Origin of the sequence: Labrys sp. KB_33_2, assembly GCF_052114505.1 — a bacterium.
In the GTDB taxonomy this organism is placed as follows: domain Bacteria; phylum Pseudomonadota; class Alphaproteobacteria; order Rhizobiales; family Labraceae; genus Labrys.
Genome location: NZ_JBFREW010000018.1, coordinates 117,469 through 132,707 on the forward strand (window position 1 = coordinate 117,469; position 15,239 = coordinate 132,707).

Sequence of the window (15,239 nt, forward strand, 5' to 3'; positions counted from 1 at the left end):
GCCGGCTCAGCCCAGCATGATGTTGATGGTCTTGGCCTCGGTGTAGGAGATCATCTCCTCGATGCCTTCCTCACGGCCGACACCGGAATTCTTCATGCCGCCAAAGGGAACGCCGAGGAAATGGTTGGAGCAGCCATTGATCCAGACGTGGCCGGAACGGATCCTGCGGGCGACATTGAGGGCGTTGCGGATATCGTTGGTCCACACCGCGCCGGTCAGGCCATATTCGGTGCTGTTGGCAAGGTTCACCGCTTCGTCCACCGTTTTCCAGCGCCCAACCGACAGGATGGGGCCGAATATCTCCTCCTGCCATAGCCGCATGCCGGGCTTGACGTCGGCATAGACTGTTGGTTCCACCCAGAACCCCTTGGCGAAGCGCTCGCCTGGGGGCCTGCGGCCGCCCGTCATCAGGCGCGAGCCGTCATCCCTGGCGCTTTCGAAAAAGGAAACAACCTTTTCCAATTGCAGGCGTGAATTGAGAGGGCCCATGTCGGTGGCAGGATCGAAGGGATCGCCGAGCTTGAGGTGGGAAACCTTCTCGACCACGCGCTCGAGCACGGCATCATGGATGTCCTCGTGCAGGAGCAGCCGGCTGGTCGATCCGCAGGACTGGCCCTGCCAGCTGAAGTTCATGCCGCGCACGGCAGCGGCCGCGATGATTTCGGGGTCGGTGTCGGGAAAGGCAATCAGAGGGTTCTTGCCGCCCAGTTCCAGCGTCACATGCTTGACCGCCACTTCCGCGGCCGAGCGCTGGATGGCGCGTCCGGTCTGGGGCGAGCCGATGAAGGCGATGCGCTTGATGCCGGGGTGGCGGACGATGGCATTGCCCACCGTGGCGCCGGGGCCGGTGACGATGTTGAACACGCCCGGCGGCAGGGCCTCGCGCGCAACCTCGGCCAGCAGCAGCGCCGACAGAGGGCTCGTCTCCGGCGGCTTGACGATCACCGCATTGCCGGCCGCGAGCATGGCGGCGGTGCGGGCGACGGCAAACATCAAGGGATGGTTGAAGGGCGCGATGCGCGCCACCACGCCATAGGGCTCTCGCACGGTCAAATGCAGGTTCTCGGCCGTGGCGGGAATGGTCTCGCCCTTGAGTTCGTGAATGAGGCCGGCATAGTAGGTCAGGCTTTCGACGGCATGGCCGACATCGCCGCGCATCGGCGTGATGGTGTTGCCGGTGTCGGCGACCTCGATCTTGAGGAACTCTTCGGCGCGGGCGCGCAGGGCCTCGCCGAAGGCGCGCATGCGGGCACCGCGCTCGGACGGAGTGAGGGCGGCCCAGGCAGGCCAGGCGGCATCGGCAGCGGCAAAGGCACGCTCGACGTCCTCGGCCGTGCCGCGCGGGGAACGGCCGATCACTTCCTCGGTGGCGGGGTTGATGGAAATGTCGAACTCGCCGCTCGAAGCGTGCACCAGTTCGCCGCCGATCAGCATCCTGTCATGTTCTATCGCGTAAGCCATGTCTGCGTGCTCTTTCCGGCCACCCGGGCGGGTGGCCTGACATCAATGGGTGATCATGCCGCCATCGGCATTGAGGAGCTGCCCGGTAATCCAGCGGGCCTGGCGGGAGAGCAGGAAGGCGATGGCATCGGCGATGTCGTCGGGGCCGCCGGCGCGCTTGAGGCATTGCTGCTCGATCATCGCGGCCTTCTGCTCGGGCGTCACGGTCGCCCGTTCGACCTCCGTGAAGGTCGGGCCAGGCGTCAGCGTGTTGACCCGGATCGAGTGGCCACCGAGCTCGCGCGCCATGGCCCGCGACAGACCCATCACGCCGGCCTTGGACGAGACGTAATGAGCATAATTGGGCCGCCCGAACAGGATGGTCGAGGAAGCCACGTTGACCACCGAGCCTTCGCCCGATGCCACCAGCGCCTCACGAGCGGCACGCGTCATGTTGAAGACGCCCTTGAGATTGACGGCCTGGACCTGGTCCCACTCGTCGGAGGGGATTTCCCAGAAGGGACGCATCTTCAAGGTGGAGAAGATCGAGGCGTTGTTGACCAGGCCAAACACACCGCCGAAGGCTTCGACCGCCGCCGCGACGGCTCCCTGGCAACTGGCCTCATCGGCGACATTGGTGCGCACGAACAGGCGCCGGCCGGTGCCCGGCGTGTCTTCCTCGGCCACCGCGCGGCCCTTGTCCTCGTTCCAGTCGGCGATGCAGACATCGACGCCTTCGCCGGCGAGCGTGAGAGCGAGCCGGCGCCCGATGCCCTGGCCGGCGCCGGTGACGATGACGGCGCCGCGTGACGGGTAAGATTGCATGATGGGTTCCTTTCCTGCGGGCCGGATCAGGCCGCCGCGTGTTCGGGCTGGCTCTGGTGGATGTCGAGCTGCAGCGTGACCAGGGAAGCTTCGTCCTTGCGCACGACCTCGGCTTCCAGCAGCGTGCCGCAGGCGGTGCAGACATGTTCGCGCAGTTCGAGATCGGCATGCGTACGGATATGCGGTCCATAGGTCTCCGGCTCGATGCGATAGCTGCGCACCCTGTCCTTCCAGTTCGCCGTAACGGGGCCGAGGTCGCAACCGCAGCCACAGGCAAAGCGCCCCTCGGCGATGGTGAACTCCCCTTTGCCGGGAGCATGCTTGGGCGTGGCGCCGGCCAGGCGCCGGCTGCGGATCGCGGCCCGGGCCTGTTCGGTTGCGGAGAGGTCGACTGTGCCCTTCGCGATCACCACGCCATATTGGGCGGCCGCCGCCGTGAGGCTGACATGGCGGTTCGCGACATCGCCGAGCACGGCGGCAGGATCGCGCAGCAGCGGGTCGCCATAGCCACCACCGCCCTGGAAGGCATAGCCGAGCACGTCGCGCGAGGTGAGGCGCATGCGGCCGGGTTTGGGGCCGAGCTGCTCGACTCCGGCAGCCAGCAATTCGTCGAGATCGCCGGCAAGGCCTGCGAGGGCGGCCGGATCGCCGGCGTCGCGGCGGATGACGTTGCGGCCGCAGGCGCCGGGCAGGCCGCCGAACTGGCCCACCGCATTGGGCACCTCCACGCCATGGCCGAGCATCATGGCATGCAGGGCGTCGGTACCATAAGGTGCGATGGCGAGGGAGGCGCCGGCGCCGCCGCGCTGGCGGCCGGGGCCGCCGCTATCGGGTACGAAGGCACGGAAAAGGTAGAGGAAGGGTCCGTTCGCCTCATTGGCCTCGACATTGGCGATGGCCGGTCGCGGCACACAGAAATCGCCGGAGCCGTCGAGGCCGTCATGATCGGGGAAGGCCCCGCCACCTCCCGCCGTCGAGTCGAGCAGGAAGGTGCCGAACGGCCCGCCGTCGCGGTCCTGCCCCGCCAGTGTCATCACCATCATGTGGCCCTTGGTGACGGCCTGGCTTTCGCCGGCATGTTCGGGCGAGCAGGCCACCATGCGCGACAGCGCGGCAACGACGACGTTCTGGACGATCCAGGCCGTCGAGATCGTGCCCGAGGAAACCGGAGCCGGCCAGGAGGCGTTGCACAAGATGCCTTCGGGCGCGACGAAATCGACGGCGCGCAGGATGCCCTCGTTCCAGCGAATGCGCGGCGCGAGGATCGGCAGGAGCCCGGTGAGAGCGGCGCCGCGCATGCCCGAGGCCGTGCAATTGATGAAGCCGGGCGCTTGCGGCGAGGTCCCCGTCATGTCGAGGGTGAGGCGGTCGCCCTTCTTGGTTGCGGTGACGCAGACGCGGTAGAGCACGTTCTCGTGGCCGTCATGCTCGATATAGTCGCGCGCCCGGAAGACGCCGTCGGGCAGGGCTGAAAGGACCTGGCGGATCTGGCGCTCGGAACTGGCGATCTCCTCGGCCATGATGGTCTCGACCGTGTCGCCGCCATAGCGGTCCATCAGTTCGACCAGGCGGCGGGCCGCCACGGTGTTGGCCGCAATCATCGCCTTGAGGTCGAGGCCCAGGACATGGGGCAGGCGGGTCATGCCCATGATCATCTGCCACAGATCCTGGCGCAGCACGCCGTTCTCCACGAGCTTGATGCCCGGCAGCAGCATGGCTTCCTGCTGGATTTCGGTGGCACCGATGGCCCAGGAGCCGAAGCTCATGCCGCCGACATCGAGCTGATGGGCGCAGGAGCCGGCCCAGGCGACATGGCGGCCCTGGTGGAAGATCGGCGCGACGATCGAGACGTCGGGCTGATGGATGGCGCCGCGATAGGGATCGTTGAGGATGAACATGTCACCCTCGCGGATTCCTGGATTCTCGGCGAACTCGGCATTGATAGAACGGATGACCGAGGACATCGTGCCGGTGTGGAACAGCACCTGCGGACCCATGGTGACGATCGAGCCATCGGCGAGATAGAGGCCGTTGTTGAAGTCGGTCGCCTCGGTCACCACCGGCGAGCCGGAGACCGATTTGAGCGTGATCGCCTGTTCCTCGGTGATCGCCTGCAGCTTGTTGCGCACGACCTCGAAGGTGATGGGATCGATGGCGTTGTCAGTCGTAGACATTGCTGCCTCCAAAGAGCATTTTCTAGAAAAGTCGATAGACTTTTCGGCTAAGAAAATGCGTCAAAACAAAGAATTAGGGCGGGTTGCGATCCCATCGGATCGCACCATGTCCTAGCGCTGCTCGATGGTGATGTTGTTGGTGGCGTCGAGCCGGGCGACCTGACTGGCCGCCACGAAGACCGAGGTCTCGGGGTGCTCGATGACGGCGGGGCCGGTCACGATGAAATCCTTCGGCAGCTCGCGCCAATTATAGACGGCGCAATCCATCCATGCGGTGGCGACGGGCTCGAAGATCCGGCGCTTGCCGACTGTCGGCTCGCCCGTGGGGGCCACAAGGGCGATCTCGGGCCGACGCGCCTTGCCGAAAGCCTCGACACGGACATTGGTCAGCTCGAGGCCGGCCTCGCGGAAGGCCGATCCCTTGCCATAGGTCTGCTCATAAACAGCCTCGAAGCGCGCGACGAGTTCGTCCAGCGTCGCAGCGGCGATCTCGCCCGCCGGCACGGGAATGATGAGGTCGTTGGTCTGGCGGCGATAGCGCAGATCCGCCGTGCGCACGAGCTGGATATCCTCGCGGGCGACCCCGGCCCGGCGCATGGCGTCCAGGCATTCGGCTTCGAGGCTCGCGAAGGCCGCCGCGATCTCGGAGGCGACCAGGCCGTCGGCAGGCGGGCGCGATCCGCCGCCTGCCCGCATCAGCAGCGACTTTTCGACGGCGAACTGCAGGTCGGCGGCGAGCGCTCCATAGGCCGAATGCGCCATGGAGGTCACGGGCACCACCATCTTGGGCACGCCGAGCTCGGCGCCATAGCCGGCGCAATGGACCGGGCCAGCCCCGCCATAGGCGAAGATCACGAAGTCACGCGGATCGTGGCCGCGGCCGATGGTGACCTCGCGCAGCGTATCGGCCATCTGTGCATCGACGATGCGGCGTATGCCGGCGGCGGCCTCCTCGGTGGTCAGGCCGAGCGGCTTGGCGATCTGCTCCTCGATGGCGGCCGATGCCGCCGCCTTGTCGAGCTTCATCTTGCCGCCGAGAAAGGTCTGGGGATCGATGATGCCGAGCACGACATCGGCGTCGGTAACGGTGGCCAATCTGCCGCCCCGCCCGTAGCACACCGGTCCTGGCCGGGCGCCGGCGCTGTCGGGGCCGACGCGCAGCTGGCCGTCGATGACGCGGGCGATCGAGCCGCCGCCGGCGCCGATGGCGCGAACCTCGATCATCGGCGTGGCGATATGAAAGCCGCCGGCCTCGTGATTGGTGGACATCAGCGGCTTGTCGTCGACCACGATGGCGACGTCGAAGGAGGTGCCGCCCATGTCGGTGGTGATGAGGTTGCGATAGCCCAGCTTCTTGGCCAGATGGACCGAGCCCATCACCCCGCCGGTCGGGCCGGAGGTGACCAGTGTCACCGGCCGGCGCGCGGCCTCGGCAACCGGCATGACGCCGCCGGCCGAATTGAGGATGGAGAAGGCGCCCTTGAAACCGCGTTTCCTGAGCATCTGCTCGATGCCGTCGAGGTAGGAGACGACCTTGGGGGCAAGATAGGAATTGAGCGCGGCCGTGGCCGTGCGCTCATATTCGCCGATGACGGGGGCAACCTCGCTCGAGAGGCTGACATAGGCGCCCGGTACTTCCTCGCCGATGATGCGGGCGGCAATGCGCTCATGCTCGGGATTGCGGAATGACCACAGGAAGGCGACAGCGAAGGTCTGGACGCCCTCGCTCGCCAGGGAGCGAACCGCGGCCCGCACCTGCTCCTCGTCGAGTGCAACCAGCACTTTGCCGGCATGGTCGACACGTTCGCGGATCTCCCGCACCAGATGGCGCGGCACGATCGGCTGGGGATAGCGCCGGCGCGAATACCAGCCGAGCCGGTCGACCGGCACACCGGCGGTAAAGCCCATCAGGCGCTGGATCGCCAGCGTGTCGCCGAAACCGCGGGTGGCGAGCAGGCCGGTACGGGCCCCGTCGCGCTCGATGACGGCGTTGGTCGCCTGGGTCGTGCCATGGCCGAAGGCGATGACCCGAGCCAGCAATTCCTCGCCGGTCATGCCGCGCTGCGCGGCGGCATCCTGTACGGCATTGAAGACGCCGACCTCCAATTCGCCCGGCGTGGACAGCGCCTTGGTGGTAATCAGGCCGCCATTCTCGTCCAGCAGAACGAGGTCGGTGAACGTGCCGCCAATATCTACACCCAGAAACATGGACTTCCTCCCAGCTTGGTACCGGATGATCCATGGCCGAGCGCGTAGGCTGCCGTGCATGGCACAGCGGCTGGAAACGCGCTTGAAATTGGATTCTGTCCCGGCGCGGGGCTCTCTTTCCCCGCGAGCATGGGTCGAGTTTTACGCCCGTGCTTTACGACAATCCAATATATAATTCGCAGTGATACATAGCCAAATGCCTATGAAATGAAGAATGACGAACGGGCTTGCTGAGGCATCGTCGGAAATAGCTGGAGCGCCACCTTTGTCATGCCCGCCAAATGACACAGGTCGAGCCAATTCTTTTCGTTTATTGACGGACGAATCCTCAGCCCGCCATCATACCGCCGCAGGAGGCTCGAAACTCGGTACCTGACCATCTGCGGCTGCCTCCCGCACGAAATCCATCAGCCGGGACTGGAAGCGCGAGAAGGTCTTGCCCCGCTTGTGGATCAGGAAGACGGGGACAGGCAGGTCAAGCCCCGGCGTCGCGACCTGCCGCAGCAGGCCCCTTGCGAGTTCGTCGCGCACGCAGCTCTCCAGCACGAAGGCGACACCGGCATGATGGCGCACCGCCTGCTTCATGGCCTCCGGATGCCCGAATTCGAGGACGACCTCACGATGCCGGATGCCATGGGCATAGAGCGCGTCCTCCTCGAGCTCGCGCCGGACCTGCTGGCGAGGGGAGGAGACGAAGGGCAGGCTTGCGATCGCCTGCGGATCGGCACTGTTACCGACCAGGGAGCTGTCGGCTGCGACGACCAGGACGAGCTGTTCAGTCCATAGTTTTTCGACGCCGAGGCCATCGACATCGTGCCGTGGATCCAGAATGCACAGTCCAAAATCGCAGGAGCCATCCCTGACGCTGGCGGTGACGAATTGCGGGTTGGAAACCTGGACGGTGATGCCGCCCTCGCGCAAGGTGCGGCGAAAGGCGGCGAACATCGGAGGCAGCACATAGGAGGCGACCGTCATGGACGCCGAGACCACGGCGCTGCCTGCTTCCCCGTCGCCTGACAGCGCCAGCTCGCGTTCCAGTTCGCGGGTTCGGGTGACGACATCGCGAGCCCAGGCCTCGACGCGGATGCCTTCCCGCGTCAAAACCAGGCGCCGCCCGCTGCGCTCGAAGAGCTTGGCGCCGACCTTGTCCTCCAGGAAGCGCAGATGCGCGCTGACCACCGGCTGTGCGATGCGCAGCCGCTCCGCCACGCGGGTGACGCTCTGAAGGTCGCAGACCATGCAGAAGATCTCGAGCTTGTGGAGCGTGGCCTGGGACGCGAACAAGCGCTGCGTACTGTGCCCTTTGGTCATTGGAGTCCTATCGGCACTCGGCATTTCGCGCCTTCCGGCTTGAGCTGGAGATCCTTCGATTGAGAAAATAGGTCAAGACAAAGAGTTATACCAATGGCCGCGGGGATTCTCGTTGTTCAGCCACTCTGTCGCTGTTGCGCTGCCCCTCACTCTAACCCTCTCCCCGTAAACGGGGCGAGGGGCGAGGGGCGAGGGGCGCGCAAGCGTCGCAACATGTCCTTGCAATCCTGCATCTGGCCCAACCGTCGGGCGAGACGAATTGATTTCAGGTTAGAGCGCCACGCCGATGTTTCCCCTCGCCCCGTTCTTGCGGGGAGAGGGGCAGCGAAACCTCGACGCAATCAAGGAGCACAGCCGGGCCGGCACGACCGGCTCATGCAAATTTAAACGAGGGCAGGAAGATGTCTTCGACCGGCGGGTGGCGCCAGGTGCGCAGCGGATATTTGTCGATCAGCCGCTCGAACTGGGCCTGGGCTCGCAAGCGATAGTCTTCGAGGTCGATGCCCGGCAATTGCCGGTCGCGCATCACCACCCGGCCGTTGATGATGGTGGTCTTGAAATCCCGGCCGGTGCCGCTGAGCATCATGGTCTGGATCGGATCGATGACCGGGCCGAGTTCGAAGGCACCAAGATCGAAGAGCGTCATGTCGGCCTTGGCGCCGGCGGCAAGCCGGCCGAGATCGGGGCGCCCGAGGGCGTCGGCCGCCACGAGGGTGGCAGCGTTGTAGAAATCGGCCGAGCTGCAGGCGCCGACATCCGCATCGGCAACCCGGCACAGGCTGATACCGATACGCATGTTCTCCACCATGTCGGGCGGGAAGGTGTCGGTGCCCAGGCCGATCGGAATGCCCTGGCGCTTGAGGCGCGCGAAGGATTCCATGGCGCCGCCATAGCGAGAGAGCACGAGCGGGCAATGGATCAGCGTGGCGCCGGATTGCGCCAGCAGGCCGACATCGTCGCCCCTCCGCGCCACCTTGGAGTGGCCGGTCAGGTAGACGCCATGGGGCAGCAGCGAGCGCCTGGAGAGGAAGCCGAGCGAGGCCAGCCATTCCACCGGCGTCTTGTCATGGCGCTCCACGATCGTCTCGAATTCGTCGATGCCCTGGCAGCAATGCAGGCGGATCGGACAGTCGAGCTCCTCGCGGATATGGGCCGAGCGCCGCAGCAGCTCAGGGGTGCAGTTCTCGATGCGATCGGGCGCCAACATGCCTCGGATCAGCCCGCCATGCGCGCCGTCATAGGTGCGGACATAGTCCCTGGCCGTCTCCAGTCCCCTGAGGCCGCGCTCCTCGTCCCAGAAGGTATCGAAGCTGCCGTCCTGGCGGATGATGGTGACACCGGTCATGTAGCAGGGGCCGAGATAGGCCCGGATGCCGATCTCCGCCGCGCTGTCGGCCGAGCGGGCGAACTCGTCATAGGTCTCGGCCCATTGCCGGTAGAACATCGAGGTGATCGGCAGGGCCGTGGTGATGCCGTTGCGCACCAATTGCGCGAAGGCATATTTCATCTTGAAGGTCTGCTCTTCGGCCGAATACATCTCGATCGGACCGGCGGCGAGATAGTCGTCCGGCCAGACGCGCCCCTTCGCCCAGTCGGGCTGGTTGTCGAAGGCGAGGATGGTGGTGTCGAGGTCGCCCAGGGCATTGAGATCGATGAAGCCCGGCCCGAGAATGGCGTTGCCCCCGTTGATTTCCTCGTCGACCTCGCCCTGATAGCCACGCCCGACGAAGACGATGGTGTCGTTCTGGTAGACGACTTCGGCATCGACGAGCGTGCGGTGCTGCTCGCCGTCGAAGCCGATCACATAGCGCGCTTTCACTCTGGTGGTGGTCATGATTTCCGGTCCGTTCGGGATGACTTGAGGAGGAGGTGGATCAGGGCGTCATCGGCCCGGCCCAGCGATTGAGGCCGATGGGTGTGGCGAGCGCCTGCCGGTACATGCGCCGATAATGGGGTTCGAGCTCGTCAGCGGCGGATTTGCAGCGGGCCATGTATTCGGCGAATTCGCCGGCCAGGAGGCGGGCTTCCTGCTTCAGCGCATTCTCGTCGACCGTGAGCAGGCGGCGGTTCTCGACGACGATGCGTCCGCCCACCATCACCGTGGTGACCGACGAGCCGTTCTCGCAATAGACGAGCTGGCGCCTGAGGTCGTTGAGGGGCGTGAAGGCGAAGCTGTCGAGATCTAGGAGGATGATGTCGGCCTGCCAGCCCGGCGCCAGCCGCCCGGTCGGGCGGGGCAGGCGCATGGCCCTGGCACCGGCCGAGGTCAGCGCGGTCAGGATTTCCAGGGGAAGGGGCCAGCGGTCGAAATCGGGATCGGCGACGTTGTGGACGAGGCCGGCGACCTTGCCGACGGTCCACAGATTGATGCCGTCATCGGTGGCCGCCTCGTCATTGCCGAGACAGACATTGATGCCGCGCTGGCGCAGGCGCCTGAACGGCATGATGCCGCTGCCGATCTTGAGGTTGGACACCGGATTATGGGCGATCGAGCAGCCGGAATCAGCCAGGAGCGCCAGATCGTCCTCGTCGATCCAGATGGCGTGGATGACCATGGCCTGCTCGTTGAGCACGCCCCTATCATGGGCATAGCGGATCAGCGACTTGCCGTAATTGACCTCGCCGAGCACGCGCTGCAGGCGCGTTTCCAGGATATGCATGTTGTAGGGAAGGTCGCGTTCGCGGGCGAGCGCGCCGAGCGCCTTGAAATAGGAGGGTGTGACGCGCTGGGGCGCCGAGCACGACACCGCACAGCGCAGCCGTCCCCCGGCGCGACCATGCCAACGCTCGAGGAAGCCCTCGTAATGGGCGAGCAGGTCGGCGTCCGACATCAGGGGCACCGCTTCCATGCGCTCGCGCAGGTGGGACGGCAGCAGATCCTTCAGGAAGGGGTATTTGGCGTGCTCGACCACATTGGGCTGGTCGAGCGTTACCGTGGCCCGCATGCCGGCATCTTCATAGGCCTGCATGACGTTGTCGACTTCCGTCTGTGTGACCACCGGCACGAAGAAGCAGTCGTCATGCACAGAGGTGACGCCCTGGCGCAGCATCTCCATGGCGCCGAGCATGGTGCGCACATAGGCAAAGCGCGCGGAGACGACCTCGCGCATCAAAGGCGGTACCTCGTAGAGCATGAACAGCTCGAGCGGCCAGTTGTCGAGCGCGCCCTTCATGAAGTTGGCCGGTGAATGAAAGTGGCCGTTGACCAGGCCCGGCATGGCGAGCTGGCCGGCGGCATCGATCACCCGCACGCCGTCCATGCCGATTCCGGCCGCAAGGTCCGGGGCAATCGCCTCGATAGTGTCGCCGCGGACGAGGATGTCGGCCCTCGAATGCTCGCCATTGGTCTCATCGAGCGTGAGGACGCGCGCATCCTTGATCAATGTCAGCATGGCCTCACTGCTCCCTGTCCTGGCCACCGGCCGGATCGGCCCGGTGCTTGACCAACTGGAGACGCGTCCTGGGATCGAGCGAGTCGCGCAGGGAATCGCCGAGCAGGTTGAACGCCATGACCAGGATGGTGATGGCGAGGCCCGGAATGGCGGCGATATGGGGCGCCACGAACACAAAGCTGCGGCCTTCGCTCGTCATGATGCCCCATTCGGCGATCGGGGGCTGCACGCCGAGGCCGAGGAAGCTCAGGCCGGCGGCGGTGATCACCACCGCGCCGACGATGGTGCAGCTATAGACGACGGAGGCGGCCACCACGTTCGGCAGCATTTCCACGAACAGGATCTTGAGATCGGGCGTGGCCATGGCGCGCGAGGCCTCGACATAGGCAAGGTCGCGCTCCTGGCGGGCCGCGGCATAGACCACCCGGGTGTTATAGGGCACCAAAGTCACCACCAGGGCGATCATCATGTTGACGAGGCCGGGGCCCATCAGCGCCGCGAGCATGATGGCGAGCAGCGCCATGGGGAAGGCGAACAGCACGTCCATCAGGCGCATGATCACCTCGCCGAGCCGGGGATACCAGGCGCCGATGAGGCCGAGTGGGATCGAGATGGCCGCCCCCAGGAATACGGGGATGACGCCTGAGATCAAGGTGAGGCGCGCGCCGTAGATCAGGCGCGAAAGGATGTCGCGGCCCTGCTGGTCGAGCCCCAGCAGATGGCCCGGCGTGCCAGGCGGGCGAAGCCGCAGGGCCGGATTGGCTTCGTTGGGCGGGAACGGGGCGAGAAGAGGCGCGAAGATCGCCGTGAGGAGCAGCACGATGATGATGCCGGCGGCGATGCGGGCGACGGGATCGCCGAGTACGCCGCGCCAGACGAAATAGAGATTGCCGCGGCGCTGCGGCGAAAGCTTGCTGGCCGGCGCCAGGGAAGGGACCGCGGTCATGGCAGCCTCACCGTTGCTTGGGATCGAGGGCGTGGACGATGACGTCCGAGATCAGATTGCCGAGGACGAAGACGATGGCGACCGCGAGCACGCAGCCCTGGATCACCGGCACGTCGCGCTGCATGATGGCGTCGAACAGGAGTTGGCCGACGCCGGGCCAGTTGAAGATGATCTCGGTGAAGATGACGCCACCGAACAGATAGCCGATCTGCAGGCCGCCGATGCTGGCGAAGGTCGGCAGGGTGTTACGCACGCCGTGGCGCAGCACGATCTGCCGGCGGCTGAGGCCGCGGGCGCGGGCGGCCAGGATATAAGGCTGGCCGAGGACATCGAGCATGCGCGAACGGGTGACGCGGGTGACGACGGCGATCGAGGAGGCCGCGGTCGCGATCGCCGGCAGCACCATATGATGGAGCAACTGCCCGAGGCCGCCGGGATCGATCATGTTGTACATGCCGGAGATGGGGAAGAGCTTCCATTTGAAGCCGAAGAAATAGAGCAGCACGATGCCGAGCCAGAACACCGGCAGCGAGGCCAGCACCAAGGTGAGAGCCACCACCGACTTGTCGGTGAAGGTGCGGAAACGCGGCGCCGAGAGCACGCTGAGCCCGAAGCCGCAGGCCAGCACGATCACGAGGCTGCCGGCCATCAAGACGAGCGAGTTGAGGATCTTGGGCAGCAGGATCTGCAGCACCGGCAATTGCTGCGAGACGGAATTGCCGATGTCGCCATGCAGGAGATTCCACAGCCAGCGCAGATATTTCAGGATCAGCGGCTGGTCGAGACCGAGGCGCTGGCGCAAGGCTTCGAGCTGCGCTTCGGTGGCCATGCGCCCGAGCAGTGTCAGGGCGATATCACCGGGAATGAGCTGGAGCGACAGGAAAACCACCAGTGTCACGCCAAGCAGCACCGGAATGGCATAGAGAAGCCGATTGCCGGCAAAAGCGAAGATGGACATGGCAAAGCCCTTCATTGGTGCATCTGGCCGTCCCCATCGAGCCTTCGGATTCACGCATCTCAACCCGAACAGATGGAGCGCTGAGATCCCTCCCGGACTTCGGGGAAGGCGCCGGTGTGCAGCACCGGCGGATGGGGGAGCGTGGTGCGACATGGACCAACTGGTCGTCCTAAGCGCCACGCTATCCCCCCCCGAGCCGGCTTTGCCGGCCCCAGCACACACAAGTTGTGTGTGCGACCTCCCCGAAACCGGGGAGGGATCGTTGCGCTTTGCTCGTCTCGGCGTCGATGCACGAACACCAAAATCTCAGCGGGGGCGACTGGACGAGGGGTGTTGCTACTGCTTGGTGATGCCGGTGAGGTCGAACCAGTGCTGCGGCGCCAGCACGAAACCTTTCACTTCGGGCCGGGCCGCATAGACGGAATCGGCCGTGTAATAGGAGGTGAAAGCCATGTCGTTGGCGATGGCATCGCGCACCTCGTGCAGCTTCTTGTCCATGGCCTCCGCCGTGGCGGCACCGCGGGCCTGCGACAAGAGGGTGTCGATCTTGGGGTTGTTGTAGTAGCCCGAATTGCAGCAGTTCGGCGGCAAAGCGGTGGTGGTTATCATCTGGTCGAGCCAGGCAAAAGTGCTTTCGCCCCAGGAGGCCGATGTCAGGCCGGTGCCCTCGCGCATGCCCTTCGACATCATCTCCCAGAAGGTGTTGTTGTCGAACATCTCGATGCTTGCCTTGATGCCGATCTTCTCGAAATCGCGCTGCAGCCACTCGGCGTCGCCCTTGGTATTCACGTCGGCGCCGGCACCGAAGGTCCAGTCCATCCTTGTGGTGAAGCCGTTGGGGTAGCCGGCTTCGGCCAGCAGCTTCTTGGCGCCTTCGGGGTCGTAGTTGCAGTCCTTATAGGCGGGATCGAAGCCTGGGCCGCCGGGATTGAGTACGCCGTAGGCTGGACGGGCCAGGCCCTTGCGCTGATATTTGGCCATGTCGTCGCGGTTGATCGCCATGCAGGCGGCCTTGCGCACGCGTACATCCTTGAAATGCTCGTCCTTGTGGTTGAGCCACAGCACATAAATCATCGGGCTCTGGCCGGAGATGATCTGGATGCCCTGCTGCTTGAGGAAATCGAGAGAATCGGGGGAAGGCGTGCCGATCACGTCCACTTCGCCGCCGGCCAGCGCCAATTCGCGCGTGGAGACCTCGGGAATGCCTCTGAAGATGATCTGATCCGCCTTGGGCTTGCGCGTTGGATCCCAGTAATTGTCGTTACGGGCGATGACGAGTTTCTCGCCCACCACTCGTTCCACGAATTTGAAGGGACCGGTGCCGATGGGATGCTGCTCGATCTTGTCGTTGCCATAGGTCTCGACGGCGGTGGGGCTGATCATGCGCGGCGCACCCGAGCCGCCGGCGGCCATCCGGCGCAGGAACTCGGCATTCGGCTGCTTGAGATTGATCTTGAAGGTAGTGTCGTCGACCACCTCATAGCCGGCGAGGTCCTGCCACATCCAGCCCATCAGGCCGGGGGAGACAGGCTGGAAATATTTGAAATTCTTGTCCGTCATGCGGTCGAGATTGAACTTGGCCGCTTGCGCGTTCCAGGGCGTACCGTCATGGAACTGGACGCCCTTGCGCAGATGGAAGGTATAGCTCTTGCCATCGGCCGAGACGTCCCAGCTCTCGGCCAGCGCCGGCACGATCTTGGGCGCGACGTCGGGGCCCTTGGTAAGATCCTCCTCGACGAAAGTCTCGAACAGATGGCGCACCACCTTGAAGGTGTTCCAGGTGCGCGAGGCGTGGGGGTCGAGGCGGCTGAAATCCGATTCCACCGCGAAAGTGATGGTGTTGCCGGCCGCAAGCGCCGGTGGCGCGTCGAAGGCGGCAAAGGCGCCGGCAATCAGCGCGGCGGCCGTCACGCCCGCGCGCAGCAGGCCGCTCCAGGACCTGCGCGGTCCCGTTCGTTCGGTGCGATGCTCTTTCGTCATGATGG

10 protein-coding genes are annotated in these 15,239 nt (G+C 65.2%); all 10 read right to left on the minus strand.

The window, feature by feature from the left end; translation table 11 throughout:
- Positions 1-6: 6 nt before the first annotated feature.
- Complete coding sequence (locus tag AB4037_RS27900) at positions 7-1,461, minus strand: aldehyde dehydrogenase family protein (RefSeq protein WP_441773694.1); 1,455 nt, start codon at positions 1,459-1,461, stop codon at positions 7-9.
- Positions 1,462-1,503: 42 nt separating this feature from the next.
- On the minus strand, positions 1,504-2,265 hold the full coding sequence (locus AB4037_RS27905) for an SDR family NAD(P)-dependent oxidoreductase (RefSeq protein ID WP_434960938.1): 762 nt from the start codon (positions 2,263-2,265) through the stop codon (positions 1,504-1,506).
- A gap of 26 nt (positions 2,266-2,291) precedes the next feature.
- A complete protein-coding gene (locus AB4037_RS27910; RefSeq protein WP_441773695.1) occupies positions 2,292-4,439 on the minus strand; it encodes a hydantoinase B/oxoprolinase family protein in 2,148 nt (715 codons plus the stop codon).
- A gap of 111 nt (positions 4,440-4,550) precedes the next feature.
- The gene (locus AB4037_RS27915) at positions 4,551-6,647 is read right to left on the minus strand and encodes a hydantoinase/oxoprolinase family protein (protein WP_441773696.1); all 2,097 of its coding nucleotides are present in this window, start codon (positions 6,645-6,647) and stop codon (positions 4,551-4,553) included.
- A 339-nt stretch (positions 6,648-6,986) separates the two neighbouring features.
- A complete protein-coding gene (locus tag AB4037_RS27920) occupies positions 6,987-7,958 on the minus strand; it encodes a LysR family transcriptional regulator (RefSeq protein WP_441773697.1) in 972 nt (323 codons plus the stop codon).
- A gap of 373 nt (positions 7,959-8,331) precedes the next feature.
- Positions 8,332-9,792, minus strand: a complete 1,461-nt coding sequence (locus AB4037_RS27925) for an amidohydrolase family protein (RefSeq protein WP_441773698.1) — start codon at positions 9,790-9,792, stop codon at positions 8,332-8,334.
- A gap of 40 nt (positions 9,793-9,832) precedes the next feature.
- Complete coding sequence (locus tag AB4037_RS27930; protein ID WP_441773699.1) at positions 9,833-11,350, minus strand: amidohydrolase family protein; 1,518 nt, start codon at positions 11,348-11,350, stop codon at positions 9,833-9,835.
- A gap of 4 nt (positions 11,351-11,354) precedes the next feature.
- Complete coding sequence (locus AB4037_RS27935; protein ID WP_441773700.1) at positions 11,355-12,296, minus strand: ABC transporter permease; 942 nt, start codon at positions 12,294-12,296, stop codon at positions 11,355-11,357.
- 7 nt (positions 12,297-12,303) lie between these two features.
- Positions 12,304-13,254, minus strand: coding sequence for an ABC transporter permease (locus tag AB4037_RS27940; RefSeq protein ID WP_441773701.1), 951 nt, complete (start codon positions 13,252-13,254; stop codon positions 12,304-12,306).
- A gap of 336 nt (positions 13,255-13,590) precedes the next feature.
- The gene (locus AB4037_RS27945; protein WP_441773702.1) at positions 13,591-15,234 is read right to left on the minus strand and encodes an ABC transporter substrate-binding protein; all 1,644 of its coding nucleotides are present in this window, start codon (positions 15,232-15,234) and stop codon (positions 13,591-13,593) included.
- Between the last annotated feature and the right edge of the window lie 5 nt (positions 15,235-15,239).

Coding starts and splice junctions, on each gene's coding strand:
- AB4037_RS27900 (WP_441773694.1), bottom strand. CDS start 1,461: ATGGCTTACGCGATAGAACATGACAGGATGCTGATCGGCGGCGAACTG.
- AB4037_RS27905 (WP_434960938.1), bottom strand. CDS start 2,265: ATGCAATCTTACCCGTCACGCGGCGCCGTCATCGTCACCGGCGCCGGC.
- AB4037_RS27910 (WP_441773695.1), bottom strand. CDS start 4,439: ATGTCTACGACTGACAACGCCATCGATCCCATCACCTTCGAGGTCGTG.
- AB4037_RS27915 (WP_441773696.1), bottom strand. CDS start 6,647: ATGTTTCTGGGTGTAGATATTGGCGGCACGTTCACCGACCTCGTTCTG.
- AB4037_RS27920 (WP_441773697.1), bottom strand. CDS start 7,958: ATGACCAAAGGGCACAGTACGCAGCGCTTGTTCGCGTCCCAGGCCACG.
- AB4037_RS27925 (WP_441773698.1), bottom strand. CDS start 9,792: ATGACCACCACCAGAGTGAAAGCGCGCTATGTGATCGGCTTCGACGGC.
- AB4037_RS27930 (WP_441773699.1), bottom strand. CDS start 11,350: ATGCTGACATTGATCAAGGATGCGCGCGTCCTCACGCTCGATGAGACC.
- AB4037_RS27935 (WP_441773700.1), bottom strand. CDS start 12,296: ATGACCGCGGTCCCTTCCCTGGCGCCGGCCAGCAAGCTTTCGCCGCAG.
- AB4037_RS27940 (WP_441773701.1), bottom strand. CDS start 13,254: ATGTCCATCTTCGCTTTTGCCGGCAATCGGCTTCTCTATGCCATTCCG.
- AB4037_RS27945 (WP_441773702.1), bottom strand. CDS start 15,234: ATGACGAAAGAGCATCGCACCGAACGAACGGGACCGCGCAGGTCCTGG.